Below are 26,557 nucleotides of genomic sequence, written 5' to 3' on the forward strand. Positions count from 1 at the left end.
TGACCCGGTAGAAAGTGCTAGGCCGCGAGATACAGAAGCAGCAGGGACAGCCCGCCGGTGCCAAGACCGATCAGCACATTGCGGGTCAGATAGCCGGCCGCAAAGGTGGCGGCAGCGGCAGCAAAATGCATCAGACTGGGATCGCCGCCAGCCGGTGCGGGCCAGACCACCAGCGGCGCCACAAGCGCGGGGATGATCGCAACGGCAGTATAGCGTAAATGCCGCATCAGCCATTCGGGGATCGCTCTCCCGCCCATGAAGCCGATGAAGGCAAACCGCAGGGCATAGCTGCCGGCCGCCAGCCCGATGATCACTGTCCACAGGACCGATGCAGGAATACTGCTCATTCCGCGGCCTCCTTCTTGGCCTGCTGCCGTGCCAGCCACAGCTCTGCCTGGGCGCCTGCGATCATGCCGGCAATGCCTGCCACGATCAGCCCCAGATTATAAGGCAGGGCGGACGCCGGCAGTGAGGCCGCCACGGCCACGAAGCACGCCGCGACATGCGCAGGCGTGCGCAGCATCGGCCCGATCATCGCCAGAAACGCCAGCGGCAGCACGAAATCCACCCCCCAGCTTTCCGGAATCCGGGTGCCGACCAGCGCCCCCAGCGCAGTTGCTATCACCCAGGCCGGGGTGATGATTGAATTGGTGCCAAAGAAATACGCCACCCGCTGGTTCAGCGGCATCTCCGGCTCTGTCTCAAACTGCACAATCGACAGCGCATAGGACTGGTCGACGATGAAGTAGGCCGCAATCGCCCGCTGCCACATCGGCGCATCGCCCAAGTAGGGCGTCAGCGAAGCCGAATACATCGCCATCCGCAGGTTCACCGCCAGTGCGGAAATCAGGATGATGATCAGCGGCGCGTACTCCTGCATCAGCTGCAGTGCGGTGAATTGTGCGGCGCCGGCAAAGACCGCCAGCGAAAACGCAAAGGCCTCCGGCACGAAAAGCCCGGCCTCTGCCGCCAGCACCCCGAACAGAAACCCGAAGGGCGAGGCCATGAACAGGAAGGGCGCGCTGTCGCGAAACCCCTTCCAGAAGGCCGATTTGGTGGTGGTGATTGCCATCTGCGCGTCCTAGATTGCCTTGACCCGCCCTACGGCGGACGCAGAAGGAATGCAATTGGTGAGTATGGATATCACGTCAGAATATCTGATTGCCCCCGGTGTCGCGGACCCGCGGCTGACGCGCGCCGTCACCGGTGTCGACCAGAACGGCGAGGCAAGCGAGATTGCAGTGGTCGAGGAACGCCCGCTGACCATCTTCCTGAATTCCCAGGAAATTGTCACCGCGATGACCATCGGCGACTACCCGGAATACTTGGCGCTTGGCTTCTTGCGGAACCAGCGGATGCTGCGCGACGAGGACGAGGTGACGCGCGTCGACTATGATGAGGACCTGGAAACCGTGGTGGTCCGTACCGCGGTGGAAACCAGCCACGAGGAGAAGCTGAAAAAGAAGACCCGCACTTCCGGCTGCGCAGTCGGCACCGTCTTCGGCGACATGATGGAGGGGCTGGAGGACGTGCGCCTGCCCGAGGCCGAGGTCCGCACTTCCTGGCTCTATGCGCTGGCGCATAAGATCAACCGAACGCCCTCGCTGTACCTCGAGGCCGGCGCCATCCACGGCACAGTGCTTTGCCGCCAGGACCGCCCGCTGGTCTATATGGAGGACGTCGGCCGCCACAACGCAGTGGACAAGATCGCGGGCTGGATGCTGTCGGAGCAGGCCGGGGCCGCGGACAAGATCCTTTATACCACCGGGCGGCTGACCTCCGAGATGGTGATCAAGACCGCGATGATGGGCATTCCGGTGCTGGCTTCGCGCTCCGGCTTCACCGCTTGGGGTGTCGAGATCGCCCGCGAAGTCGGCCTCACCCTGATCGGCCGGATGCGCGGCCAGCGGTTTATCTGCCTCTCGGGCGAGGAAAGGCTGCTGCGCGACATGGACCCCAAGGACGCGCCGGTAGAAGAGAAAAAGCATCGCAGGAAAAGCGCGGAAGGGTAACCGGATTTTACGCAAAATCCGGCCCGGAAAACACGTGTTTTCCGCGCGTCAGGAGAAGACATGACTGTACAGAAGCCATTGGGGGTAATCCTCGCAGGCGGCCTCGCCACCCGGATGGGCGGCGGTGACAAGGGGCGGCTGCAGGTCGGCGGCCAGAGCCTCTTGTCCCGCGTGGTGGAACGGCTGGCGCCGCAGGTCGCGGGCCTGGCCCTCAATGCCAACGGCGACCCGGAGCGGTTCAATGATCTGGGCCTGCCGGTGATTGCCGACTCGATCGAAGGCTTTGCAGGCCCTCTGGCAGGTGTGCTCGCAGGCCTCGACTGGGCGGCGGAGCAGGGGGCGGACGCCATCGTGACCGCCGCCGCCGACACGCCGTTTTTCCCGCAGGATTTAGTGGCCCGGCTGATTGCCGCTGCAAATGGCATGGAACACCCGCTGGTCCTTGCCACCACCCCGCGCACCGGCGACGAGGCGCTGAAGTCGGGCGGCGGCAAGCGCGTCAACCGGCACCCGGCTTTCGGCCTCTGGCCCGTCGCCCTGCGCGATGACCTGCGGGCGGCGCTGCAGGACGGCCTGCGCAAGGTGGTGCTCTGGACCGACCGGCACGGCGGCCGCGAGGCTCTGTTTCAGGCCGACCCCTTCGATCCGTTCTTCAACATCAACACGCCCGAGGATCTGGCCAAGGCAGAGGCGCTCTTGAAATGAAGATTTACGGCGTCACCGGCTGGAAGAACAACGGCAAGACCGGGCTGATGGAGCGTCTGGTGGCGGAGTTCTTCACCCGCGGCTTCACCGTCTCCACCATTAAGCACGCCCATCACGCAACCGACGTGGACCAGCCGGGCACCGATAGCTATCGCCACCGCCAGGCCGGCGCGTCTGAGGTGGTGCTGGCCTCCGCAGGCCGCATCGCCATCATGCAGGAACTGCGCGGCGCGGCAGAGCCGCCGCTGGCGGAGATTCTGGTCCGTCTGAACCCGGTCGATCTGGTGCTGGTGGAGGGCTACAAACGCGAACCGCACCCCAAGATCGAGGCGTTCCGTGCGGACGCTGGCACCGAACTGATCGCCCCGCAGGACCCCAGCATCCGGGCTGTCGCCAGCGATACCCCGCTTGATCTGGACCGTCCGGTGTTCAATCTGAACAGCACAGCGGCCATAGCGGACTTTATACAGGCGGAATTGGGACTGTGACCCCTTTTGACACCGTGCTGGCCGTCGACTGGTCCGCTGCCAAGCGCAAACCGCAGCGCCCCAGCAAGGACGCGATCTGGCTCGGTGTGGCGCGCGGCGGAATTGCGGAGCAGCAGGTCTACTGCCGCAGCCGGCAGGAGGCAGAAGCCTGGATCAGCCGCTTTCTGACAGAGGAGCAGACAGCAGGGCGGCGGGTGCTGGCGGCGTTTGACTTTCCGTTCGGCTACCCGTGCGGGTTTGCCCGCCGGATCACCGGATCGGATAGTCCCTTTGCCCTGTGGCAATGGCTGGAACAGCGGATCGAAGACACTGAGGATGGGAGCAACAACCGGTTTGACGTGGCCTCCGAAATGAACCGCCAGTTTCCCGGCGCCGGCCCGTTTTGGGGCAAGCCGGACCAGAGGCACTGGCCGGACATTCCCTTCCGCAAGTCCGGGATAGTCTATGCGGACGTAGCAGAACGGCGCAGTGCGGACCTGGCGGCCAAGGCAGCTTCCTCCTGTTTTCAGCTGTTCTTCAACCCGACGGTTGGCAGCCAGACCCTGATGGGGCTGCCGGTGCTGCAGCGGTTGCGGCTCCGGCACCAGGCTGCAGTCTGGCCTTTCGAAAAGGTTGCGAAGGCGCAAATTGTGTTTGCGGAAATTTGGCCAGGATTGATCGAACCCGCAGTCAAAGCCGCAATGGCTGTTGCAGGTGAGGGCGAAATACGCGACCGGGTGCAGATGCGGCTTTTGTCGCAGGTGCTCAGCCGTCTGCCGGCAGAGGAACTTGCCGCAATGCTGGCCGCAGCGCCTGACGAAGCACAAGAGGAGGCCTGGATATTGGGCACGGGGTTTGAGAACCGTTTGAATGCACTGGCTTCGGAAGCGACGGGCGGGCTGACACCGCCACCGCTCAGCAATGACTGTTTTGCCTTGCCTACGGGCGTCGATTGGACCCCGGTAGACGATGCGCTGGCGTTGCTCAGGGACAGGCTGAGTCCGGTCACCGGCGCGGAAACGGTGCCGCTGGCAGATGCGCTTGGCCGGGTTCTGGCAGCGGATGCGGTGGCAAAACGCTCCAACCCGCCGCTGCCGAACACAGCAGTGGATGGCTACGGGTTTGCCGGCGGCCGGGCGGAAGGCCCGCATATGCTGCCGCTGGTGCAGGGCCGCGCAGCGGCAGGAGTCCCTTATGACGGCGCGGTGCCCGAAGGCAGCGCCATCCGGGTGCTGACCGGCGCCGCGCTGCCCGAGGGCGTGGACACGGTGATCCTGGAGGAAGACGTCAACACCGATGGGGCGCAGATCGCTTTCAACGGCCCGCTGAAACAGGGCGCCAACACCCGCAAAGCAGGCGAGGATGTCTGCGCAGATGAGGTCATCCTGCCGGCGGGCCGGGTCATCACCCCTGCCGACCTGGCTCTTGCCTCTGCCACGGGGCTGGCAGAACTCACGGTTCGGCTACCGTTGCGGGTGGGAGTGCTTTCCACCGGCGACGAACTGGTCGAGGCCGGGGCGACCGCTGGCAAGGGGCAGATCTTCGACGCCAACCGGCCGATGCTGCTGGCATTGATCCGCCAGCTGGGTTTCGTGCCGGTGGACCTGGGCAAGGCGGTGGATGACCGCGAAGCCCTTCGCACGCATCTGGACGGCGCCGCTGCACAAACAGATGTGATCCTGACCTCCGGCGGCGCCTCGGCGGGGGATGAGGACCACATGTCGGCGCTTCTGCGCGAAGCGGGCGCGATGCAGGAATGGCGCATTGCGCTGAAACCGGGCCGCCCGCTGGCTCTGGGCATGTGGCGGGGCACACCGGTTTTCGGGCTGCCCGGAAACCCGGTGGCGGCGCTGATTTGCACGCTGATCTTTGCCCGCCCCGCCATGGGGCTGATGGCCGGCGCAGGCTGGCAGGAACCGCAGGCGTTTGAGGTTGCGGCAGGTTTTGAAAAGCGCAAGAAACCGGGACGCCGCGAATACCTGCGGGCGCGGGTGCGCGACGGCAGGGCGGAGGTGTTCAAATCCGAAGGCTCCGGCCGTATCAGCGGCCTCAGCTGGGCCGAAGGCCTGGTGGAACTTGCCGACGGTGCTGCGGATATCAAGCCCGGCGACCCGGTCCGCTTCATCCCCTACGGCAGCTTCGCGATGTAGGCGCGGCGCTCCCGCCCGCGGCCCGGCGCATCACAGATGCTTGCCCGCCGTTGGGCCAGGCGCCGCGCTTGCGCACGGCGCGGCCCCCGGCTCTTTCATCTTGCCAAAAATACTCGCGCCGCAGGCAGCGCCTGAAAGGCGCTTCTGTTCTAGTCGAACGTCCCCGCTACCCGGCCCAGCAGCATGAAGGCGCGCGCTGTGCGGGTGTTGCCGAGCGCGGAAATCTCACCATCGGTGGCTTCGGTCTCGAAATCGGCAAACATCTGGTCGAACCGGCGCAGGAAGTGATGCGCGGCGTCGCGGAAGATCGGATCCTGCTTCATCCGCGCCGCCGTCAGCGCCAGGGAGGTGCGGTCGCGCACGCCGCCAAGCGCCGCCACTGCGCGGCCGCGGGCGCCCTGGCCGAACTGGCGCCAGACCTCGGGCCGGGCCATGTCGGGGCGCAGGTCGTCCATGTAGATACCGTCTTGGCTCAGCAGCGTCAGCACGTCCTGTGCCGCCTGGATCACCTGCGCCGCCTTGCGGTCGCGCAGCGCCGCGCGCAAGGCGGAAAAGCCTTCCTGGTCCTCTGCGGTCTCCGGAAAATTCAGCGCCCGGATGAACTGTTCTGCGGGCAGCGGCGGCACGGTGTCTGCCGCTTGGGTACCCAGCGCCAACGAGCCTTGTTCAGCTGCGGTCATCTCTGCCGCTTCGGCCGGGATGGCCGGGCGCAGCGGGTTGGCGCGGCGGATGGTGTGGAAGGTTGCCAGCGCGGTTTCGGTCTTGCGGGTCGCTTCGGCGATTTCCTCAAGCCGCTTGGCGACTGAGGTCTCCGCTACCGCCGCATGCTGCTGGGCCTGGGCCAGGTAGCTTTGGCGCAGCCCGTCAATGGCGGCCTGCAGCTGCTCGCTCTCCTCCCGCATCACCCGGGCCGAGCGCGCTGCGGATGCCGCGACCCACAGCATCGCCAGCGGCAGCACCACCGCCAGCACGCTGATGATCAGATCCGCCCATTGTGCCAGGCCGGCGTCCTCGGGGGCCAGGACATAAAAGCCGACGACGGTCAGCAGCCACAGCGCCCCTAAGGCAATGGCGGACATCTCGGCCCCGCCCAGCCCATTGCCCGCAGGCCCCTCAAGCCGCCGCAGCGGGCTGCTGCCTGCGGCACGGGAACCGGAGCCGGAACTGTTGCTAGGGCCTGTCATCACCACTCGGCCTCTCGGATCAGGAGTAGACGATCTTGAGAATCTCATAGGCGCGCTCGCCGCCGGGCGTGCGCACTTCCACACTGTCGCCTTCGTCCTTGCCGATCAAGGCGCGCGCGATCGGCGATTTGATGTTCAGAAGGCCCGCTTCGATGTTGGCTTCATGCTCGCCCACGATCTGCCAGGTCTTTTCCTCGTCGGTGTCCTCGTCCACCACGGTCACCTTGGCGCCGAACTTGATGGCGCCGGACAGTTTGGCCGGGTTGATCACGTCGGCCAGCGACAGGATGCCTTCCAGCTCCTTGATACGTCCTTCGATAAAGGACTGCTTTTCGCGGGCCGAGTGGTATTCGGCGTTTTCCGACAGATCGCCCAGCTCACGCGCTTCGGCAATCGCCTGGATGATGGCCGGGCGCTCGACGGATTTCAGGTTCTTCAGTTCGCTTTCCAGGGCGGCGTGACCCGCGGGGGTCATCGGGATCTTTTCCATGTGATTGGTCCAGGTCGCTGTTTTTCTTGTCAGTATGAAAACCGGAGCCCCGCAGCATGAGCCGCGGGGCCTCCGGTCCGGTTGACAACCACCTGACCCAATCCGGCACCTGATTTCAAGTGGCCGCAGAGGCCCGCCGGACGCAATTCCGCCTAACCGTGCTGATTATGCGGGTTTTCCACAGGTTTGCGCGGAAAAATGCCGCGGTCGGGGACAGCGGACCCCGCGGCCAGCCACAGCAGATCAATCATATTGCACCATCTCGTACTCAATGCCGTTTTCGTCATGGAAGTAGAACCGGCGGCCCGGCTCGTAATCGCCGTGGTTCATCGGCGTAAAGCCAGCGGCCTTCACCGCGGCCTCCGTAGCGTCCAGATCCTCGACGATCACCGCCAGATGGTTCAGCCCGCCGATGATACCATAGCTGTCCGGCGCTTTGCCGGCGGAGGTGCGCGGCGTGTAAAGCGCCAAATAGCTGTTTTCCCCGCCCACATGCACGGTGTATCCGCCGTTCTTGGCCTCACCCTCCCAGCGCACATGCCAGCCGAGAATCTTTTCCATCCAGGCAGCCGTGCCATTGGGGTCGGCGACGGTGACATTTGCGTGCTCTAAAACTGCGCTCATTCTCAAATCTCCTTTTCGGGTTGAGCAAATCTGTTGATACGACTCACCGTAATTCCTAAACCTAACTTTAGCTCAAGAGATTTTTTCAGGGAGTTTGACATGCCCCAATCCGCCGGCATTTCCATTGGCTATCTGGCCGAACGCACCGGCCTCGCCGTGTCCGCCATCCGCTACTATGAGGCGCAGGGCCTGGTGGAGCCCTGGCGCAACGCAGGCGGCCAGCGGCGGTTTCACCGGGCCGACATCCGGCGGATGAGCTTCATCATGATTGCCCAGCAGTTCGGCTTTTCGCTGCCGGAAATCCGCAGTTTCCTGCGCAGCCTGCCAGGAGGGCGGACGCCGACCAAGGAGGACTGGGCCTGCATTTCAGAAAACTTCCGCAGCCACCTGGATCAGCGAATCGAAACCCTGGTCAAACTGCGCGACAATCTGGACGGCTGCATAGGCTGCGGCTGTCTTTCGCTTCCGAATTGCAAACTCTACAACCCCGAAGACCGGGCGGCACAGAAGGGGCAGGGACCCCGATACCTGATGGGAGACCGGCCTGAGGTCTGACGTTCCTTGCCCGGCTGGCCTCTCTGTGCATGGTGGTATTCTGTGCGATTAATCCGGTTGAGAGTGTGATTGCCGCTGTCAATTTCTGCATGTATTTGAGGGGAGATTTTCTACCTAAGGCCTGCTTGATTGCAGGTGGCATTTTGGAAAGTAGCTAATGAATACTTTGACTTTGATACTTAAATCGCGCCCGATGAAAATTTATGCGGGCATTTTCATAGTGCTTCTTGCTATGTCGGTTGTTCGGATTGGCCATGACTTCTGGCAACAGATCGTCCGGTTCACAGCACGTGAACTGACTACGCAGGAGCAGGAAAAACTGCAGGACGCTTTGGACGTGTTTATGCAGGCATTCGAAGACGAAAACAGCGCTGTCCTTGGGGGAATGCTGCCTAAGGAATACGTGCGTGTGTCTGCTGCAAATCGTGACAGCCAGCCAGTCACTTTCAGAAACACTTTCGCGTACGCGCGACAACTGTGGTTCAATTCGGTTGAGATCAAAGACGTTGAATTTGCGGCTAAAATATACGCGTCAGGCGAAGGGCGCGATGAAACGCTCTTTGTTGCTCTGGATAACGGGTTTACTGTTGTTAGCGCAGAGGGAGAAGGGAGAATGAGTTTCCCTATCTTCGGGGTTCGGGAGGGAGGGCAGTGGGCCTTCGTCCGGATTGTGAATGCTGCAAATCTTGCTCGTTTGTCCGAAGCCTATGTCGATTTGCAGGGTTTGCTTCGCTGAGAGTCGGGGCTGCTACGAGTGCAGACATAAAGCCAGTTAGATGGATAGACGTGCAGGCAGCTTCCCCCGATACCTGATGGGAGACCAGCCTGAGACAGAGACTGCGGCGGAAAACGCACCTTGAGTGACGAAAATGGACGCACTTTTTGTCTCAGTTGCCTGTTTTACAGGTGTTTGACGCGGAGTTTGGATTGACCCATAGGGGCGCCAAACGCTAAGCACCGCGAAAGAAAATTGCGCCCGCAGACTGTTGCGGGGCCGGTAGCGAAAAGAAAGCCAAGGAGCGCCGCAAATGGCCGAGATTGAACGCGAAGCGATGGAATACGACGTGGTGATCGTCGGGGCCGGCCCTGCTGGTCTGTCTGCGGCCATCCGTCTGAAGCAACTGGACGCCGACCTGCAGGTCGTGGTTCTGGAAAAAGGCTCTGAGGTGGGCGCGCATATCCTGTCCGGTGCGGTGCTGGACCCCTGCGGTCTCAATGCGCTGATCCCTGACTGGAAGGAAAAGGGCGCGCCGCTGAACGTGGAGGTCAAAGAAGACAACTTCTTCATGCTCGGCGAGGCCGGCAAGGTCCGCATCCCCAACTTCCCGATGCCGCCGCTGATGAACAACCACGGCAACTACATCGTCTCCATGGGCAACGTTTGCCGCTGGATGGCAGAGCAGGCCGAGGAAATGGGCGTCGAGATCTTTCCTGGCATGGCTTGCTCCGAGCTGGTCTATGGCGACAACGGCGAAGTAAAGGGCGTGGTGGCCGGCGAATTCGGCAGGAACCCCGATGGCACCCCCGGCCCGTCCTATGAGCCCGGCATGGAACTGCACGGCAAATACGTCTTTCTGGGCGAAGGCGTGCGCGGTTCGCTCTCCAAGGAAGTGATTGCCAAATACGGCCTGTCGGACGGTAAGGAGCCGCAGAAATACGGCGTCGGCATGAAAGAGATCTGGGAGATCGACCCGGCCAAGCACAAGGAAGGCACCGTCACCCACACCATGGGCTGGCCGCTGGGCGCCAACGCGGGCGGCGGCTCGTTCATCTACCACCTGGACAACAATCAGGTTTATGTCGGCTTCGTGGTGCACCTGAACTACAAGAACCCGCACCTGTTCCCCTACATGGAATTCCAGCGCTTCAAGCATCACCCGGTGGTGGCCGACCTGCTGAAAGGCGGCAAGCGCGTGGCCTATGGCGCCCGTGCCATCACCGAAGGCGGCTGGCAGTCGATGCCGAAGCTGGTCGCACCCGGCGTGGCGCTGCTGGGCTGCTCCGCGGGCATGGTCAACGTGCCGCGCATCAAGGGCAACCACAACGCGATGCTGTCGGGCAAGGCCGCGGCTGAAGCCGCCTATGACGCGATCAAGGCAGAGCGTTCGGGCGATGAACTGTCCGCCTATGAGGCCGACGTGCGCGACGGCGCCATCGGCAAGGACCTCAAGATGGTTCGCAACGTCAAGCCGATGTGGTCCAAGTGGGGCCTCACCGCATCCCTGATGCTGGGCGGTCTGGACATGTGGACCAACAACCTCCTGGGTTTCTCCCTTTTCGGCACCCTGGGCCACGGCAAGAACGACGCCGAGGCGACCGAGGAAGCCTCCAAGCACAAGCCCATCGATTATCCCAAGCCCGATGGCGTGCTGTCCTTCGACCGCCTGACCAACGTCAGCTTCGCGATGACCAACCACGAGGAAAGCCAGCCCTGCCACTTGCGCCTGGGCAACGAGGACACCCCGATCTCGGTCAACCTGCCGAAATTCGCGGAACCGGCGCAGCGTTATTGCCCGGCCGGCGTCTACGAGGTGGTCGAAAAGGACGGCAAGCCGGAGTTCGTGGTGAACTTCCAGAACTGCGTCCACTGCAAGACCTGCGACATCAAGGACCCGTCCCAGAACATCACCTGGACCACGCCGCAGGGCGGCGACGGCCCGAACTACCCGAACATGTAACGGGAACGTTAGGATTCCGGCGGGCTTTCGCCGGATTTTATGGGGCGGTCCTTGGGCCGCCCCATTGCGTGTTGACGGGCGCCGCACTACGCTTTCTTAGAAGGCAACGAGCAGTAAACCGTAAGGGGGTCCCCAGTGCCCGTATCCATTCTTCGCACCCTGTCCTGTGCGGCCCTGATGGCCGCCGCCGCCGCACCCGCAGTGCAGGCCGGGGGGCTGGCAGGGTCCTACCTGGCCGGACGGGCCGCAACCTACGACAGCGACTTCGCCGCCGCGGCGCTCTATTACACCCAGGCGCTGGCGCGCGACCCGCAGAACCCGCTGCTGATGGAGAACGTGGTGTTTGCCCAGCTGGCGATGGGCAAGGCTGAGCTGGCGGTGCCGGTGGCCGAACGGCTGCGCCATACCGGCGCCCGCAGCCAGGTGGCCAATATCGTCATTGCCGGCGGCCATGCTGCGGACCGCAACTATCAGGCGATCCTGGACCGGGACCTGGAACAGGAATCGATTCACCCGCTGGTCGACGGCCTGCTGGAAGGCTGGGCGCATATCGGCGCGGGCTCCGTCTCCAATGCGCTGACGGCCTTTGACCGGCTCGCCAAGGACGGCAGCCTGAAACCTTTCGTGCTCTACCACCGTGCCCTGGCGCTGGCCTCGGCCGGCGACTACGGCGGGGCAGAGGAACTCTTTGCCGCCGAGGACGGCCGCCTGGCCACCCTCAGCCGCCGCGCCGCAGTGGCACGGGTGCAGATCCTGTCGCAGCTTGGCCGGAATGAGGACGCCCGCGCCGCGCTCAAGGCCGCCTTCGGCAGCGGCTTCGACCCCGGGCTTGAGGCCATGGATGAACAGCTCGCCGCCGGCGAAACCTTGGCCTTTACCATCGCTCCCAGCCCGCAGGACGGCATTGCTGAGGTGTTTTTCACCCTCGGTGCGGCGCTGAACGGCGATACCGCCAACGACTATGTGCTGATGTATGCCCGTATGGCCGCCGCTCTGCGCCCGGACCATGTGGATGCCATCCTGCTCAGCGCCGGCCTCTTGGACCAGCTGGGCCGTTATGAACTGTCGGTTGCCACCTACAAGCAGGTGCCCAGCGGACATCCGGATTACCACGCTGCCGAAATGGGCCGCGCCGAAGCGCTGCGCCGCGCCGCCAAACCGGACGCCGCTATTGAGGTGCTGGAAAAACTGGCGCGCGACTTCCCGGCGCAGCCCAGCGTTTACATCAGCCTAGGCGACTTGCTGCGCCAGCAGGAGGATTACGCTGCCGCCACCCGCGCCTATGACAAGGCGCTCGCCAATACGCCGGAGGATTCCGGCAGCCGCTGGTTTCTGCTTTACGCCCGCGGTATCTGCCATGAACGCCTGGACCAGTGGGAGCAGGCCGAGGCCGACTTCCGCGCCTCCCTGGCGCTCGATCCGAACCGGCCGCAGGTGCTGAATTATCTCGGCTATTCGCTGGTCGAGAAAAGCAGCAAGCTGGACGAGGCGCTGGACATGATCGAGCGTGCCGTCGCCGCACGCCCCGATTCCGGCTTCATCGTCGACAGCTTGGGCTGGGTGCTCTACCGCATGGGCAAGTTTGACGACGCCGTCGCCCATATGGAGCGCGCGGTGGAGCTGATGCCGGTGGACCCTGTGGTCAATGACCACCTTGGCGATGTTTACTGGGCGGTGGGCCGGGAGCGTGAAGCGGAATTCCAGTGGAAGCGGGCGCTCTCCTTCATCGACCCGGAGGACACTGACGGCGAAGCTGACCCCGAGCGCATCCGCCGCAAGCTGGAAGTGGGGCTCGACGCCGTGCTGGCCGAGGAAGGCGCGCAGCCGCTGAAGGTCGCCAATGGCGGCTGAGGTCTTTGCACCCGCCAAGATCAACCTGACCCTGCATGTAACCGGCCGCCGCCAGGGTGGCTATCACTTGCTGGATTCGCTGGTGGTCTTTGCCGATACCGGCGACCTGCTGCAGCTAGAGCCGGGACCGGAACTGTCGCTGAAAGTCTCAGGCCTGTTTGCAGAAGGAGTGCCGGCAGATCACAGAAATCTGGTCTGGAAGGCGGCTGAGGGCGCGGGCTGGACCGGGCATATCAGCCTCAACAAGCAACTGCCCCATGGCGCTGGGATCGGCGGCGGGTCATCGGACGCATCTGCTGTTCTGCGGGCGATTGCCGGGCAGGGCGGCAGCATCCCTGAAGGTCTTGCGCTGAGTCTTGGTGCTGATGTGCCGGTCTGCAGGGCCGCCCGTGCCTCCCGGATGCAAGGCATCGGCGAACAGGTGAAGCCGGTGGAACTGCCGAAACTGCACGCACTCCTGGTCAATCCTGGCGTGCATGTGCCCACCGGCCCGGTGTTTTCAGCACTTGCTTCCCGCGACAACCCTCCGATGCCGGACGAGTGCCCTTCTTTCACTTCCGCCGAAGACTGCGCCGCCTGGCTGGCTGAACAGCGCAACGACTTGGAAGCCCCGGCGCTCAGGCTCGCTCCGGTGATTGACCGGGTGTTGTCGGACCTGCGCAGCACCCGCCAGGTCTTGCTCGCGCGCATGTCCGGATCCGGTGCCACGTGCTTTGCGCTCTATCCCACGAAAAAGAGCGCCCATTTGGCGGCCTATGAAATCGGGGCAGAACATCCCCAGTGGTGGTGTGCCGCGGTTACCTTGACCTGACCGGCCGTGCCGGGCCGCAAACACGGCTCTCCCGCCCGCGGGCTCACGCATCAAAGATGCTTGCCCGCCGTTGGGCCCGGCGCCGCGCTTACGCACGGCGCGCCACCGGCTTGCCCACATTCACCTTTGTAAAAATACTCCGGGGGTGAGGCCGCTAGGCCGAGGGGGCAGCGCCCCCTCTCGCGGCTTAGTTAAGACGCGACACCACGTAATCGGCCAGATCGCTCAGCATGGTGCGGATCTCGTGATCGGGCAGCACGTCCAGCGCCGCCCGTGCTTTGGCCGCCCAACCCAGCGCATCCTGCCGCGTGGCCTCCAAGGTGCCGTATTTCGCCATCAGCGCCAGCGCCTGCTCCAGGTCGCCGTCTTCCTGCCTGCCCTTCTCGATGGTGCGGGTCCAAAAGGCACGCTCCTCATCCGTTGCCTGCGCCACCGCCTTGATTACCGGCAGGGTCAGCTTGCGCTCGCGGAAGTCGTCGCCGACGTTCTTGCCGGTGGCCTTGCTGTCGCCCTGGTAATCCAGCAGGTCATCGGCAATCTGAAAGGCAATCCCCAGCGCATCGCCATACTCAAACAGCGCCTTCACCTGCGCTTCAGGCGCGCCGGCAATCACCCCGCCCACCTCGGTTGCAGCGGAGAACAGCGCCGCCGTCTTGCCGCGCACAACTTGCAGATAGACCTCCTCATCTGTTTTCAGGTTCGACGCTGCGGTCATCTGCAGCACTTCACCCTCGGCAATGGTGGCTGAGGCATTGGCGAGGATATCCAGCACCCGCAGGCTTTCTGTCTCCACCATCAACTGGAAACTGCGGGCGAACAGGTAATCGCCCACCAGCACTGAGCTTTTGTTGTCCCAGAGCAGGTTTGCGGTTGGCCGCCCGCGCCGCTGGGCGCTTTCATCGACCACATCGTCATGCAGCAGGGTGGCGGTGTGGATGAACTCCACTGTCGCGGCCAGCTTCAGGTGATGATCGCCCTCATAACCGCAAAGCCGTGCTGCGGCCAGGGTCAGCATCGGCCGCAGCCGCTTGCCGCCAGCCTCTACCAAATGCGCAGTCACTTCGGGAATGCGCGGCGCGTGTCTGGAGGCCATCCGGGTCTGGATCAGCGCATTCACCGCGTCCAGCTCCTGGCTCAGCGTTGCGGCCAGCATATCATGCGGTTTCCTGGTCATCACTTGGTCCATCACTTTCCCGCTCGCAAGTCTCGACAAGGGGGACGCCTTGCCCTTAGATCCATCCTCATGAAAGAGCTTCTGCGCAGCACCGATCCGACGATCATGGCCTTTGCCTCCGCACTCCTTGAGGGTGAGGATATAGACTGCTTTCAAATGGACGTAAATATGAGCATCCTGGAAGGCGGGATCGGAATTTTCCCGCGCCGTCTGATGGTTCACGAGGATGACTACGCCGCCGCCCTGGTGGTGATGCGCGACAATGAAATTCCGCTGGGACGATGACTGGCTTTGCTGACAGCGAGCTGACCCGCAATGGTTTCCTCGGCGGCAGGGTGCAGCTGTGGCAGCCGGTCAAGGGCTACCGCGCCGGCGTGGACCCGGTACTGCTCGCGGCGGCAGTGCCTGCGCGGGCAGGGCAGGCGGTGCTGGAGCTGGGCTGCGGCGCCGGACAGGCACTCTTGTGCCTTGGTGCGCGGGTGCACGGGCTGACGCTGGCCGGGGTGGAGCTGCAGGCGCCTTATGCGGACCTTGCCCGGCGCAACGCCCAGGTCAACGGTCAGACCATCGGCGTCTATGAGGCCGACCTTACTGCCCTGCCGGAGGCGCTGAAGCAGCGCCAGTTTGATCACGTCATCGCCAATCCGCCCTACTACAAGGCTGGCACTCACAGCCAGGCCCGCGACGACGGCCGCAAGGTTGCATTGGGGGAGGGCACCCCGCTGGCGGACTGGATCGGCACGGCCGCCCGCCGTCTTGCGCCTAAGGGCTATTTGCACATGATCCAGCGCGCCGACCGGCTGCCGGACATGCTGGCGGGCTGCAGTGGTGTGCTTGGCTCAGTGGAGGTGCTGCCGCTGGCCCCGCGCCAGACCCGCGCGGCGGAGCTGGTGATCCTGCGCGCCCGCAAAGGCGGGCGGGCGGACTTCCGTCTGCATGCGCCGCTGATTCTGCATGAAGGGACCCGGCATAAACGCGACGGGGACAGCTACCGGCCCGAAATCCGTGCTGTTCTGCGCGATGCGGCCCCCATGCCCTGGCCCCTGTGAGGGGCAGTTTTCCGGCTGCGCAAAGTTAGGCGCGGGTACTGCCTATTTCAACCTTTGGCGAATCCTAATCAGCCGTATTCTGCCTGAACGCTCCTTCATCTGCGGCAAAATGCGCGGCGCATAGCCGATATGAAAATTTCATGACAAAAATAGTGCGGCTGCAGCGTGACAGACGCAGAAACATGTGTTCCACTCTTTCTGTACACACATCTAGCTCAAAGAAGGAGGGTTACCATGAGCCTCAGCTCGCATCTGACCGAACTTAAGAAGAAGCACGAGCATCTGAGCATGGAAGTGGAACAGGCCCAACGATCGCCCAGTACCGACGATCTGGAGATCGCAGCAATGAAAAAGCAGAAGCTGAAGCTGAAGGAAGAGATTACGCGCCTGACAGCTGAAGCCGTCTGAAGAGTTCCCGCCGGGACTTAGCCCGGTACAATCAACCGGAGGGCCTGCCAGCGCGGCGGCCCTCCTTTCGTTTCAAAGGTTACTTTCTTGCACTGGCCCGGGCGGCAATCAGCGCCCCGCCGGTGATCAGCGCCGCCGCCAGCGCCAGGCTCCATGAGGCCGCGGCAATGCCCGCCAGCACCAGGATCAGCGTCGACAGCAGGGGCGCCGCATAAGAGCTGGTGCCAAGCATCTGAATGTCCCCCTGCTTGACGCCGATGTCCCAGACATAAAACGCCAGCCCGACAGGCCCGAGTCCCAGAAGCAGGGTTGAGATCCAGCCCAGGGTGCCTGCAGGCCAGACGGTTTCCTCCAGCGCAAAATGCAGCCCCCACGAGGCCACAGCGGTCGCCAGGCAGAACACCGCAACCGAGCTGGTCGGGGCTCCGCCCACCAGCCGCGACAGCACCGAATAGCCGGACCAGGTCAGCGCGCACAGCAGCGCCAGCCCGTAACCCGGCAGATACTGCGCCTGAAAGCCTTCACCGCCCCCGGAAATGATGGTGGCCGCCCCGGCAAATCCTAAGCCAGCCCCGATCAGATGCCCCGCTTTCAGCTGCTCGCTGGGTAAAAGGCCAGAGAACAGCACGATCAGCAGCGGCCACAGATAGGCGATCAGCCCGGCCTCTGCCGCCGGGGCCAGCCGCAGCGCCGAGAAATAGAGCGCGTGATAGCCAAACAGCCCCAGCGTGCCGAAGATATAGACTCGCACCGGCACATGGCGCAGTTGCCTCAGCTTGCCCGACGCAGCGGTCCAGATCATCCCCAGGGTGCCGCCGATGGTAAAACACAGCGCGTTCAACAGCAGCGGCGGGGTGGGCTCTGATCCAACTGTCAGCAGCGCCAGCAGCGCCCACAGCAAAACGGCGATGAAGCCAATGGCGGTCGCGCGGGTCTTGGTCATTGGGAGTGCAGATCCTGGATCGGGATAATTTTGATGTCGCCCCACATATGCGCGGTTTTCTCGATCTCCGCAAAGTACCAGTCGCGGAAGGCCGCAATCTGCGGCCGGTCCTTGGCTTCAGGCAGGCACAGAAAGCGGAATCGCGCCTCTGACTGGATTGCGATCTTGAAGGGGGCCACCAGCCGTCCCTCTCGCACGTCCTTGATGATCAGCGGCCGCCGCCCCAGCGCCACGCCCAGCCCCGCGCAGGCCGCATCAATGGCATGATCAGGGGCGGAAAAATGGGTGCCGCTGCCGGGGGTAAAGCCCATTCCAGCGGCCTGGAACCACGTCGGCCAGTCGCAGCCCGGTGCCACTCTGCCTATTGAGTCGTCGAAAATCAGCGGCGCGTTCATCAGCGATTCCGGGGTGGGGAACTGTTCGTGCAGCTCAGGCGTCATCACCGGTGTCAGCCAGTCGGGCCGGGTGCCATAGGATGCAAGGCCCACGTCGTCCGAGACGCCAAAGCGGATCGCCACATCCACATCGCCGCGGCGCAGGTCCACCACCTTGAGCGAGGCTGACAGCCGCAGCTCGATCTCCGGGTGGCTGCGGGCAAATTCGAACAGCCGTGGCGCCAGCCATTTCGCGGTCAGTGCAGGCCCTGCCGTCACCGTCAGTGTGGTCTCATCCTGCAGCCGCCGCGTATCCTGCCAAGCCTGGCTCAGCAGGCGGAAGCCCTCTTCCGCGCCGGGCGCCAGCGTCCGGCCAGCCTCCGTCAGCTCCACCGCGCGGTTCAGGCGGCGGAACAGCGGCTGGCCCAGATGCTCCTCCAGCGATTTGATCTGAAACGACAGCGCCGCGGGGGTCACGTTCAGCTCCTCTGCCGCCTTGGCAAAGGACATGTGGCGGGCAGCGGCGTCAAAGGCGCGCAAGGCGGTTAGAGGGGGCAGGCGGTCAGACATTTCACACAAGTATACCTTAACTGATGCTCTGCAAAGTCTCGTTTGTGCTTTTGACGGAACGTCCTCATATTGGGTCCAGGTAAAGGATACTGATCCGAAAGGAGGCCGAAGATGCTGGAATACTCTGCTGATGCCGCCGTCAAAGCCGCGATGGCCCGCGCCCATGCTGAGCGCGGCGAGATGCTGAAACAGGCCTGGACCTGGCTGTTCGGCAAGCGCCCGGTACCCGCCCTTCGCCCCAAGGTTTCCCGCTGGGCCTGAGCGCGCTCTGGTTTCTGAAAAAGGCACTTACGGGATAGGAAAAGGGCCGGTCCATCTGGACCGGCCCTTGCCGTTTCAACTGCCGGAACAGTTTACACGAAGAACTGCGCGCCGTTGGCAGAGATGGTCGAGCCGTTGATGAAGCCCGAGTCATCGGAGGCCAGGAAGGCCACGCAGCGGGCAATCTCTTCCGGCTCACCCAGACGGCCTGCCGGGATCTGGCCGATGATCGACTCGCGCACCTTCTCCGGCACCGCCATGACCATCTCGGTCGCGATGTAGCCCGGGCAAACGGCGTTGGCGGTGATGCCTGCGCGCGCGCCTTCCTGGGCCAGCGATTTCACGATGCCCAGGTCGCCTGCCTTGGTGGCGGCATAGTTCACCTGTGCGAACTGGCCCTTCTGGCCGTTGATCGAGGAGATCACGATGACGCGGCCGAACTTGCGCTCGCGCATGCCGGGCCAAACCGGGTGCACGGTGTTGAACACGCCGGTCAGGTTGGTGTCGATCACCTCCTGCCACTGCTGCGGCGTCATCTTGTGGAACGGCGCGTCGCGGGTGATGCCGGCATTGGCCACAACAATATCGATCGGGCCTACTTCCTCTTCGACCTTGGCAATGCCTGCAGCGCTGTCCTCATAGCTGCCGACGTTCCATTTGTAGGTCTTGATGCCGGTTTCCTCGGTGAATTTTGCCGCGGCTTCGTCATTGCCGGCATAGGTCGCAGCGACGTTGCAGCCCTGCGCCTTCAGCGCCTGGGAAATTGCTGCGCCGATGCCGCGGGAACCGCCGGTGACGAGTGCAGTACGTGCCATTCGAGAATCCTCCAGTATTGGTCACTTGGTAATCTTGCTACAGTTTTAGCTGTGCGGGAGCAACAATATTGCGCGACGAATTTCTGCGGTGCCGCGTAAAAATTGTCGCACCCGCCGCACAGGTCTTGCTGTGGTTGCATTATAGCTCTGGATTGTAAAAGAAAAAGGACGCCGCGGGGGCGTCCTTCACTTTTTGCGGTTTTGCGCCGGTTACGGGCGCTCGACGCACATAGCGACCCCCATGCCGCCACCGATGCAAAGGGTGGCAAGGCCTTTTTTGGCGCCGCGGCGTTTCATTTCGAACAGCAGGGTGTTCAGCACCCGGCAGCCGGAGGCGCCGATCGGGTGGCCGATGGCAATTGCGCCGCCGTTCACGTTCACGATCGACGGATCCCAGCCCATGTCCTTGTTCACCGCGCAGGCCTGGGCGGCAAAGGCTTCGTTGGCTTCAACCAGATCCAGGTCATTTACCGACCAGCCGGCTTTCTCCAGCGCCTTGCGCGAGGCATAGACCGGGCCGACGCCCATGATCGCCGGGTCCAGGCCCGCAGTGGCGTAAGAGGCGATGCGGGCCAGCGGCTCGATGCCGCGGCGCTCGGCCTCATCGGCGCTCATCAAGAGGGTGGCGGCAGCGCCGTCATTGAGGCCGGATGCGTTGGCGGCGGTGACCGAGCCGTCCTTGGTGAAGGCGGGGCGCAGCTTCTGCATTGCTTCCATGGTGGCGCCGTGGCGGATGTACTCGTCCTGATCCACAACGGTTTCGCCCTTGCGGTGCTTGACAGTGAAGGCAGCGATCTCATCAGCAAACTTGCCCGCTTTCTGCGCTGCTTCCGCCTTGTTCTGCGAAGCAACCGCGAATTCGTCCTGCATGTCGCGGGAGATCTGCCACTGCTCGGCCACGTTTTCGGCGGTCTGGCCCATGTGATAGCCGTTGAAGGCATCCCACAACCCGTCGCGGATCATCGTATCGATGTATTTCATGTCGCCCATCTTGTGGCCGGCACGCAGATGCGCGGCATGGGGGGACAGGGTCATGTTCTCCTGGCCGCCGGCCGCCACGATGGAGGCATCGCCCAGCTGGATGTGCTGCGCCCCCAGAGCCACGGCGCGCAGGCCGGAGCCGCAAACCTGGTTGATGCTCCAGGCCGCGCTTTCCTTGGGCAGGCCCGCATTGATATGCGCCTGGCGGGCCGGGTTCTGGCCCTGGGCCGCGGTCAGCACCTGGCCGAGGATGGTCTCGGACACCTCGGATTTGTCCACACCGGCGCGTTCCACCACGGCTTCCAGCACCGCAGCGCCCAGATCATGGGCAGGGGTGTTGGCGAACGAGCCGCCAAAGGAGCCGACAGCGGTGCGCGCGGCGGATGCGATTACAACATTGGTCATTGATTTCTGGTCCTCTGCCATCAATTCAGGTCTCACGGTGAGCGCTGCGCAATCAACGTGGGGATTTGCGCAATAATCTTGCCCGGACCTTCCGGGTACCGACATATTCTATTGCTGCACCTGCAGCAATTGTCAGCCTGTCTCAGGCGGGGCTGCAGAGTCAACCGCGAGATACGCCGCGGCTTGCAGGATTTCCGTCAGCCGGGCAGGGCGGGCGGCGAAACAGCCGGTGCCGCCGCCGGCAGCCGGACGCGATGCCTGAGAGCCCGTGGGAAAACATCGTGGTGACAGGGTCCGGGACGGGTGTTGCCAGCCGCAAGCTGCAGCTGGCAGGGCTTTCCCAAACGCTGACACCCGCTCAGCCGGCCCGCGCTGCGGGCCGGGGGTAAGCGCTGGGGATGCGGGCGCCGGGCGAAGGGAGCCGGGCCGCACGGAGGGCTGGCGCCGCTGTGCGCGGCAGGCCCGGGCGGCGCCTAGCCGGCTTTTTGGCCCTGCTTCATGTCCTCAATCCAGGGCGGCGAGACAGAGGGGGCGCCGAACAGGTAGCCCTGCAGGCAATCGACACCGTTTTCCACCAGGAATTCTGCGTCCTCGCGGCTTTCAACCGATTCCGCGACGGTGAACATGTCGAACTGTTTGGCAATTCCGATCAGGGCGCGGACAACCGCCCGGTTGTCGTGGTTCGCATGAATGCCGCGCACGAACTGGCCGTCGATCTTGACCGCGTCAAAGAAGAACTGGCGAAAATGCCTGATCGCGGTGGTGCTGGCGCCGAAGTTGTCGAGCGCAAAGGAGATCCCGTGCTGCTGCATCCGGCCCATGAAATCGGTGACCAGCTCTGGCGCCGCCATGGCTGAGGCCTCGGTGATTTCCAGCACCAGCCGTTCGCCGAGCGCGGCGTCGCGTTTCAGAAAGCGGTCCAGCACCTTGTTCCAGCGCTGATAACCGATGGAACGCGCGGACATGTTCACGGACAGGCGGATCTGCGGATACTTCTCCAATGCCTTCAGCCCGTGCTGCAGCGCCAGGCAGTCCATTTCGCGGCCGATTCCCTTGTCCTCGACGACATGCATGAATTCGCGTGCGGGGATCACCCGGCCGGTCGGGTCCAGCACCCTGATGTAGCCCTCATAAAAGGCGACACCGTGCGGCGGCATTGCCTGCATGATGGGCTGATAAGCCAGCACTGTCTGATCGTGCCGCACCGCCTCGGCGACCATGTCCAGGGTCGACCGGTCGCGGCCCACAACCGCAGCGGTCAGCGGGCTTTCGGCCCCTTCGGGAAGATCGGCCATGGCATTTCGTCTGTTCATCTGTTTCCGGGACCCTGATTGCGGCAAGATTGAGGGCAGTATGATGCTCTCTGCAGTCTGCCGCAAAAGGGTTGAGGCGGGATTAAAGGGAGGATTTTAACGATTTGCCTCCGGGCGCTGCCGGCGGTCAGCCGCCGAAGCCGGGGGTGCCTGCATCCTCGGGGTGGCGTGCCAGATGCGCGGCCTTGATCCCGGCAGAGGTGTCGCGGCTGCCGTCGTGGCTGTAGCCGGGCGGCGCAAAAGCATAGAGCAGCCGCTGCTTCCAGGTGAGACCGGGCTGGGCCATGTCTTTGAAAATGCCCGCCCATTCATGAAAAGCAACCCGCAGAGGATTAAAGGTGGCGATGTTGTGGACCAGCCCGTAATCGGGGCGGTCGTGGTCTTGTTCCGGCACAAAGGTGCCAAACATCTTATCCCAGATGATGAACACGCCGGCATAGTTGCAGTCCAGATAACGCGGGTTCCTGCCATGGTGGGCGCGGTGGTGGCTGGGGGTGTTCATCACCGCCTCAAACCAGCGCGGCAGACGGCCCACGGCCTCAGTATGGATCCAGAACTGGTAGATCAGGTTCAGCCCGCCGCAAAACAGCACCAGCGCCGGATGGAACCCCAGCAGCACCATCGGCGCCTTCACGATCATCATAAACGTGAAGGTGCCGGTCCAGGTCTGCCTGAGCGCGGTGGTCAGGTTGTAATGCTGGCTGGAGTGATGATTCACGTGCGACGCCCAGACCCAGCGCACCCTGTGGCCGAACCGGTGCACCCAGTAATAGCGCAGGTCGTCCAGCACAAAACAGGCCAGCACCGCCCAAACAGACGTTCCCATGTCCACGGGCGTCAGCTCCCACAGGAACATGAGCAGCGCCCAGGCGATGAAGCCCAGCAAGAGCGCCTCCGCCACACTGCCCGCGCCCATGATCAAAGAGGTTACCGCATCGCGGGTCTCATACCGTCCGCCGCGCCTTTTTAAGGCGATCCACAGGAACTCGGCCAGGATCGCCGCGATGAAGAACGGCACCGCCAGCTGGGTCACGTCGGGGTAGGATATCTGTCCGGTCATGCGGCCTCCGCTGGGGTGTTGATCAGCGCCAGCCACTGCCGGCGTTCGCTGTCGGACAGCGCTAGGGAGAGGCCGGGGGCGGCGAAGTCACTGAACTCAAAGCGCAGCCCGGCGGCCTCTTCGCGGATCTTGCTGCCAGCCAGATGGCGGCCCACGGTGTCGGCGCCAAAGGCCCAGAGCAGGCCAGGCCCGCCTTCTGTCAATACCAGCGCCGCCCGTCCGCTGGCGGCAGGCAGCACCTCAATAACAATGTCCCCGGGGAAATGGCGCAGCCAGCCAGCGCGGGCGGTTTCGGTGCCCAGCACCGGCTGCCGGGAGCGCCCGGTCAGATGCAGCAGCACGGCTATTCCGGATATTCCGCCCGCAACCAGGGCCAGCAGCAGTTCCAGCGGCATCATGTCCTCCCGCGGGCAGACTGGCGGCCCGCCGGAAGCCTGTCAAAGGTGGCGTGGGGTCAAGCCCGGCAACCGCTATCCCGCCATGGCGGCGCCGCGCGGACGGGCCAGAACCTGCATCTGCACAACCCGCTCGACAAAGGGCACCAGCCCTTCGGAGCCGGACGCGCGGTCCTTGAGGTGGATGCAGACATCCGGCCGCAGCGCGGCGATGATGCCAATCAGGTCGCCGCGGATCTGGTCATCCAGGCCCGCGCCCATGATCACGCATTCGATACGCGGCTCGGTCTCCAGCTGGCGCACCACTTCTGGCTGGTCATGCGCGCCCAGCCAGTGGATCGGCAGATGGTCCAGCTCCTCAGCCACATTGCCGATCACATGCGGCAGCTTTCCGATCAGTAACACAACAGGTTTCATTGCACTCTCCACCCTATGCCAGGGCGCCATTTCGGGACGTCCCTCGGTTTACAGGTAGTGCGAAATGAGCGGGGATCACGCCAAGACGAGCTGCAGCGTTGGAACTATGGCTGCTGGGCCGGGAGTAGCTAAAATCGAATTGAGATGGACATTCAATGCCGACGGATGCTTTGTATGCGAAATGCAAACCTGAGTTGAAGGATGGATTGTTGAGCCTTTCATATTTCAGTTTCAAACAGACGGTCAAATCTGCCTGTGTAGTGACCTCAGCAGCCTTAGCGGCTTGCGCGCCGGTGCCAGATCCTGAGCCGCCGGCGCCAGCTCCATTTGTTAAAGCTGAACGTCCCGCGCTCAGAGGAACACTAACGAAACAAATTGAGTTCCGGGCTTCAGAGATGACGTCTGGTCCGCATAGACCCGTTGCGGCAGCGTGTTCGGTCAAAGGGGAACAGTTCCGGGCTCGCTTTCAGACGCCCGCAACATTGGCAATTCCCGTAAGCAGCGAGGGGTGGGCAATTGACAAGATCAGTTGCAAATTCGGCGGTGAAGTCGCTGAATGGACTAGCTTTCCAACAGCAAAATCAAGTTGGGCATTAGTATTGTTCAGCGAAGCCACTGAAGCTGTAAAGAAGTCCGAAAAGAGAAAGACCCAAATGATATTCGGCGATCAACACGTGCATTCTGTAGCTTTTCCGGAGACGAACTAGACGCCGTCATCGGCAAAGACCCCTAGCACGGTCGAAGTTAGGACAGGGAAGATTTGGTTTCGGACTGTTGATTTGCTTTGATATGCCGTCTGCGGAACCTAAGGTCTTTGAGGGTCCGCAGACCGCCGGAGCAATTATCCTTCAGCCTCAGCCCCGATCATCGCCTTCACGATCGCCTTGGCGCTGTCAGAGTTCCACTCCGCATCGCCCAGAAGCCGCGCGACCTCCTTACCGTCGCGGTCCAGCAGCACCGTGATCGGCAGCCCGATCACCGCCATCTCGCGGGCCAGCGCCTGTTTCGGGTCCTGGTGGCGGGGCAGGCTGTTGATGCCGTTCTCGTCAAAGAACTTCTGGATGCCGGCGGGGGAGTTGCGCCCGGTGGCGATGGTCAGCACCTGGAAATCCTCGCCGCCGAACTCCTGCTGCAGCTCTTCCAGCTGCGGCATTTCCTTGCGGCAGGGGGCGCACCAGGTGGCCCAGAAGTTCAAGAGCACAATCTTGCCCTGGTAATCCCCCAGGGATGCAGTGCCCGCGCTGTCGGCCAGATCAAAGGCGGCGTTGGACACGTCGCGCGGCTCGGCATGCACGACCAGCTTCTTCATCGAGCCGTCGCGCAAGCCTTCCAGCTGCGCGGGGTCCGCCGCAAAGGCGGCATTTGCACCCAAGGTCAGGGCCATATAAAGGGAAAGCTGACGAAACAGACGCATATTATCTCCGGGGTTCCACACCATGACAGATCAATCCTCGAACCAGATGTGGGGCGGCCGCTTTGCCGCTGGCCCGGACGCGATCATGGAGGCAATCAATGCCTCGATCGGGTTCGACAAGCGGATGGCAGCGCAGGACATTGCCGGCTCCAGGGCCCATGCGGCGATGCTCGCCGCCACAGGTGTCATTACGGATAATGATGCGGAGGCCATTCGGGAAGGGCTGCTCACCGTTTTGTCAGAGATTGAGGGCGGAACCTTCCAATTTTCCACCGCACTGGAAGACATCCACATGAACGTGGAGGCCCGCCTGAAAGAAATCATCGGCGAGCCTGCAGGCCGTCTGCACACGGGCCGGAGCCGCAATGACCAGGTCGCGACCGATTTCAAACTCTGGGTGCGCGACCAGCTGGACGCAGCAGAAAGCGGCCTCTTGGCGCTGATCCGCGCGCTTCTGTCGCAGGCTGATGCCGGCGCCGATTGGGTGATGCCGGGCTTCACCCACCTGCAGACCGCGCAGCCGGTGACCTGGGGCCACCACATGATGGCCTATGTCGAGATGTTCGGCCGCGACCTCAGCCGCGTGCGCGACGCCCGCGCGCGGATGAACGAATCGCCCTTGGGTGCGGCGGCGCTGGCCGGCACTTCCTTCCCGATCGACCGGGAGATGACAGCGAAGGCGCTGGGCTTCGACCGCCCGGCGGCAAACTCGCTGGATGCGGTGTCCGACCGTGACTTCGCGCTGGAATTCCTGAGCACCGCGTCGATCAGCGCCGTGCATCTCAGCCGCTTTGCCGAGGAGTTGGTAATCTGGTCCTCCGCGCAGTTCCGCTTCGTAACGCTCAGCGACCGGTTCTCGACCGGCTCGTCGATTATGCCGCAGAAGAAGAACCCGGATGCGGCTGAGCTGATCCGCGCCAAGGTGGGCCGGATTTATGGCGCCAACACCGCGCTGATGATGGTGATGAAGGGGCTGCCGCTGACCTATTCCAAGGACATGCAGGAAGACAAGGAACAGGTCTTTGACGCCGCCGATAACTGGATGCTGGCGCTGGCGGCGATGGAAGGCATGGTGAAAGACATGACCGGCAACCGCGAAAGCCTGGCTGCCGCGGCTGGCTCCGGCTTCTCTACCGCCACCGACCTGGCGGACTGGCTGGTGCGGGTGCTGAAGGTTCCGTTCCGCGATGCCCACCACGTGACCGGCACCCTTGTTGCCATGGCCGAAAAGCGCGGCTGCGATCTGCCGGACCTGTCGCTGGCGGACATGCAAGGCGTTCACGAAGGCATCACAGAGGACATCTTCTCTGTGCTTGGTGTCGAAAACTCGGTAAACTCGCGGATGTCATACGGCGGCACCGCGCCCGCCCAGGTGCGCGCGCAGATTGCCCGCTGGACAGAGGTGCTGGCAGGCTGAGCCCGCAAGGGCAAGCCGCGGCAAGGAGGCAGAC

At 63.4% G+C, this 26,557-nt stretch carries 30 protein-coding genes; 15 read left to right on the forward strand and 15 right to left on the reverse strand.

Annotation, left to right across the window (positions count from 1 at the left end; all coding sequences use genetic code 11):
- Window positions 1–17: 17 nt before the first annotated feature.
- Together AC5STB_RS11720 and AC5STB_RS11725 are read right to left on the reverse strand one after the other, a co-directional pair.
- Window positions 18–347: an AzlD domain-containing protein gene (locus tag AC5STB_RS11720; RefSeq protein ID WP_495443010.1), complete on the reverse strand. Its 330-nt coding sequence runs from the start codon at window positions 345–347 to the stop codon at window positions 18–20.
- A complete protein-coding gene (locus AC5STB_RS11725; protein WP_495443011.1) occupies window positions 344–1,072 on the reverse strand; it encodes an AzlC family ABC transporter permease in 729 nt (242 codons plus the stop codon). The genes AC5STB_RS11720 and AC5STB_RS11725 overlap by 4 nt, the downstream gene beginning before the upstream one ends.
- Before the next feature lie 64 nt (window positions 1,073–1,136).
- Between AC5STB_RS11725 and AC5STB_RS11730 the strand changes: the two genes are divergently transcribed.
- The 4 genes from AC5STB_RS11730 to AC5STB_RS11745 are packed head-to-tail and all read left to right on the forward strand — an operon-like array spanning window position 1,137 to window position 5,334.
- Complete coding sequence (locus tag AC5STB_RS11730; RefSeq protein ID WP_495444595.1) at window positions 1,137–2,012, forward strand: formate dehydrogenase accessory sulfurtransferase FdhD; 876 nt, start codon at window positions 1,137–1,139, stop codon at window positions 2,010–2,012.
- A gap of 60 nt (window positions 2,013–2,072) precedes the next feature.
- Window positions 2,073–2,717, forward strand: coding sequence for a molybdenum cofactor guanylyltransferase MobA (mobA, locus tag AC5STB_RS11735; protein ID WP_495443012.1), 645 nt, complete (start codon window positions 2,073–2,075; stop codon window positions 2,715–2,717).
- Complete coding sequence (gene mobB / locus AC5STB_RS11740; protein ID WP_495443013.1) at window positions 2,714–3,205, forward strand: molybdopterin-guanine dinucleotide biosynthesis protein B; 492 nt, start codon at window positions 2,714–2,716, stop codon at window positions 3,203–3,205. Before mobA ends, mobB begins: the two co-directional genes overlap by 4 nt.
- Entirely contained in the window at window positions 3,202–5,334 is a 2,133-nt protein-coding gene (locus tag AC5STB_RS11745) for a molybdenum cofactor synthesis domain-containing protein (protein WP_495443014.1), read from the forward strand. The genes mobB and AC5STB_RS11745 overlap by 4 nt, the downstream gene beginning before the upstream one ends.
- A gap of 149 nt (window positions 5,335–5,483) precedes the next feature.
- Here AC5STB_RS11745 and AC5STB_RS11750 read toward each other — a convergent pair whose 3' ends face one another.
- The 3 genes from AC5STB_RS11750 to AC5STB_RS11760 all read right to left on the reverse strand — a co-directional run bounded on the left by AC5STB_RS11750 (window position 5,484) and on the right by AC5STB_RS11760 (window position 7,632).
- On the reverse strand, window positions 5,484–6,518 hold the full coding sequence (locus tag AC5STB_RS11750; RefSeq protein WP_495443015.1) for a hypothetical protein: 1,035 nt from the start codon (window positions 6,516–6,518) through the stop codon (window positions 5,484–5,486).
- Between the two features lie 19 nt (window positions 6,519–6,537).
- A complete protein-coding gene (greA, locus tag AC5STB_RS11755) occupies window positions 6,538–7,008 on the reverse strand; it encodes a transcription elongation factor GreA (protein WP_495443016.1) in 471 nt (156 codons plus the stop codon).
- Between the two features lie 243 nt (window positions 7,009–7,251).
- Complete coding sequence (locus AC5STB_RS11760) at window positions 7,252–7,632, reverse strand: VOC family protein (protein ID WP_495443017.1); 381 nt, start codon at window positions 7,630–7,632, stop codon at window positions 7,252–7,254.
- A gap of 99 nt (window positions 7,633–7,731) precedes the next feature.
- Between AC5STB_RS11760 and soxR the strand changes: the two genes are divergently transcribed.
- The 5 genes from soxR (at window position 7,732) to AC5STB_RS11785 (ending at window position 13,527) form a co-directional block, all read left to right on the forward strand.
- Entirely contained in the window at window positions 7,732–8,187 is a 456-nt protein-coding gene (gene soxR / locus AC5STB_RS11765; RefSeq protein ID WP_495443018.1) for a redox-sensitive transcriptional activator SoxR, read from the forward strand.
- 157 nt (window positions 8,188–8,344) lie between these two features.
- On the forward strand, window positions 8,345–8,923 hold the full coding sequence (locus AC5STB_RS11770; protein WP_495443019.1) for a hypothetical protein: 579 nt from the start codon (window positions 8,345–8,347) through the stop codon (window positions 8,921–8,923).
- Window positions 8,924–9,215: 292 nt separating this feature from the next.
- Window positions 9,216–10,865 (forward strand): electron transfer flavoprotein-ubiquinone oxidoreductase, encoded by a 1,650-nt coding sequence (locus AC5STB_RS11775; protein ID WP_495443020.1) that lies wholly within the window; start codon window positions 9,216–9,218, stop codon window positions 10,863–10,865.
- A 135-nt stretch (window positions 10,866–11,000) separates the two neighbouring features.
- Window positions 11,001–12,716: a tetratricopeptide repeat protein gene (locus tag AC5STB_RS11780; RefSeq protein WP_495443021.1), complete on the forward strand. Its 1,716-nt coding sequence runs from the start codon at window positions 11,001–11,003 to the stop codon at window positions 12,714–12,716.
- Window positions 12,706–13,527: a 4-(cytidine 5'-diphospho)-2-C-methyl-D-erythritol kinase gene (locus AC5STB_RS11785; protein WP_495443022.1), complete on the forward strand. Its 822-nt coding sequence runs from the start codon at window positions 12,706–12,708 to the stop codon at window positions 13,525–13,527. The genes AC5STB_RS11780 and AC5STB_RS11785 overlap by 11 nt, the downstream gene beginning before the upstream one ends.
- Window positions 13,528–13,714: 187 nt before the next feature.
- Here AC5STB_RS11785 and AC5STB_RS11790 read toward each other — a convergent pair whose 3' ends face one another.
- Entirely contained in the window at window positions 13,715–14,713 is a 999-nt protein-coding gene (locus tag AC5STB_RS11790; RefSeq protein WP_495443023.1) for a polyprenyl synthetase family protein, read from the reverse strand.
- A 57-nt stretch (window positions 14,714–14,770) separates the two neighbouring features.
- Between AC5STB_RS11790 and AC5STB_RS11795 the strand changes: the two genes are divergently transcribed.
- The 3 genes from AC5STB_RS11795 (at window position 14,771) to AC5STB_RS11805 (ending at window position 16,158) form a co-directional block, all read left to right on the forward strand.
- On the forward strand, window positions 14,771–14,986 hold the full coding sequence (locus AC5STB_RS11795; protein ID WP_495443024.1) for a putative signal transducing protein: 216 nt from the start codon (window positions 14,771–14,773) through the stop codon (window positions 14,984–14,986).
- Window positions 14,983–15,750, forward strand: a complete 768-nt coding sequence (locus AC5STB_RS11800; protein ID WP_495443025.1) for a tRNA1(Val) (adenine(37)-N6)-methyltransferase — start codon at window positions 14,983–14,985, stop codon at window positions 15,748–15,750. The genes AC5STB_RS11795 and AC5STB_RS11800 overlap by 4 nt, the downstream gene beginning before the upstream one ends.
- A 234-nt stretch (window positions 15,751–15,984) precedes the next feature.
- Window positions 15,985–16,158, forward strand: a complete 174-nt coding sequence (locus AC5STB_RS11805; RefSeq protein ID WP_019297104.1) for a YdcH family protein — start codon at window positions 15,985–15,987, stop codon at window positions 16,156–16,158.
- A 79-nt stretch (window positions 16,159–16,237) separates the two neighbouring features.
- Here AC5STB_RS11805 and yddG read toward each other — a convergent pair whose 3' ends face one another.
- The gene (gene yddG / locus AC5STB_RS11810; protein ID WP_495443026.1) at window positions 16,238–17,101 is read right to left on the reverse strand and encodes an aromatic amino acid exporter YddG; all 864 of its coding nucleotides are present in this window, start codon (window positions 17,099–17,101) and stop codon (window positions 16,238–16,240) included.
- The gene (locus tag AC5STB_RS11815; RefSeq protein ID WP_495443027.1) at window positions 17,098–18,045 is read right to left on the reverse strand and encodes a transcriptional regulator GcvA; all 948 of its coding nucleotides are present in this window, start codon (window positions 18,043–18,045) and stop codon (window positions 17,098–17,100) included. The genes yddG and AC5STB_RS11815 overlap by 4 nt, the downstream gene beginning before the upstream one ends.
- A gap of 111 nt (window positions 18,046–18,156) precedes the next feature.
- On the opposite strand from AC5STB_RS11815, the gene AC5STB_RS11820 reads away from it, so the two are divergent.
- The gene (locus AC5STB_RS11820; protein ID WP_495443028.1) at window positions 18,157–18,306 is read left to right on the forward strand and encodes a hypothetical protein; all 150 of its coding nucleotides are present in this window, start codon (window positions 18,157–18,159) and stop codon (window positions 18,304–18,306) included.
- A 92-nt stretch (window positions 18,307–18,398) separates the two neighbouring features.
- Here the strand turns inward: AC5STB_RS11820 and phbB are convergent, their stop codons facing one another.
- From phbB to AC5STB_RS11850, 6 genes are all read right to left on the reverse strand, one after another.
- On the reverse strand, window positions 18,399–19,121 hold the full coding sequence (phbB, locus tag AC5STB_RS11825; protein ID WP_495443029.1) for an acetoacetyl-CoA reductase: 723 nt from the start codon (window positions 19,119–19,121) through the stop codon (window positions 18,399–18,401).
- A gap of 210 nt (window positions 19,122–19,331) precedes the next feature.
- Window positions 19,332–20,507, reverse strand: coding sequence for an acetyl-CoA C-acetyltransferase (locus AC5STB_RS11830; protein ID WP_495443030.1), 1,176 nt, complete (start codon window positions 20,505–20,507; stop codon window positions 19,332–19,334).
- Window positions 20,508–20,980: 473 nt separating this feature from the next.
- Window positions 20,981–21,802, reverse strand: coding sequence for an EAL domain-containing protein (locus tag AC5STB_RS11835; RefSeq protein WP_495443031.1), 822 nt, complete (start codon window positions 21,800–21,802; stop codon window positions 20,981–20,983).
- Window positions 21,803–21,947: 145 nt separating this feature from the next.
- Window positions 21,948–22,880 carry a sterol desaturase family protein gene (locus AC5STB_RS11840; RefSeq protein WP_495443032.1) on the reverse strand — a complete coding sequence of 311 codons (933 nt, stop codon included), beginning with the start codon at window positions 22,878–22,880 and terminating at the stop codon, window positions 21,948–21,950.
- Window positions 22,877–23,275, reverse strand: a complete 399-nt coding sequence (locus tag AC5STB_RS11845) for a hypothetical protein (protein ID WP_495443033.1) — start codon at window positions 23,273–23,275, stop codon at window positions 22,877–22,879. Before AC5STB_RS11845 ends, AC5STB_RS11840 begins: the two co-directional genes overlap by 4 nt.
- 75 nt (window positions 23,276–23,350) lie before the next feature.
- On the reverse strand, window positions 23,351–23,692 hold the full coding sequence (locus AC5STB_RS11850) for a hypothetical protein (RefSeq protein WP_495443034.1): 342 nt from the start codon (window positions 23,690–23,692) through the stop codon (window positions 23,351–23,353).
- Between the two features lie 155 nt (window positions 23,693–23,847).
- Between AC5STB_RS11850 and AC5STB_RS11855 the strand changes: the two genes are divergently transcribed.
- The gene (locus AC5STB_RS11855) at window positions 23,848–24,399 is read left to right on the forward strand and encodes a hypothetical protein (RefSeq protein ID WP_495443035.1); all 552 of its coding nucleotides are present in this window, start codon (window positions 23,848–23,850) and stop codon (window positions 24,397–24,399) included.
- A 134-nt stretch (window positions 24,400–24,533) separates the two neighbouring features.
- Here the strand turns inward: AC5STB_RS11855 and AC5STB_RS11860 are convergent, their stop codons facing one another.
- Window positions 24,534–25,106: a TlpA disulfide reductase family protein gene (locus AC5STB_RS11860; RefSeq protein WP_495443036.1), complete on the reverse strand. Its 573-nt coding sequence runs from the start codon at window positions 25,104–25,106 to the stop codon at window positions 24,534–24,536.
- A gap of 22 nt (window positions 25,107–25,128) precedes the next feature.
- On the opposite strand from AC5STB_RS11860, the gene argH reads away from it, so the two are divergent.
- Window positions 25,129–26,523 carry an argininosuccinate lyase gene (gene argH, locus AC5STB_RS11865; protein ID WP_495443037.1) on the forward strand — a complete coding sequence of 465 codons (1,395 nt, stop codon included), beginning with the start codon at window positions 25,129–25,131 and terminating at the stop codon, window positions 26,521–26,523.
- The last annotated feature ends 34 nt before the right edge of the window (window positions 26,524–26,557 follow it).

Source organism: Leisingera sp. CC-HEC093, from assembly GCF_059429195.1.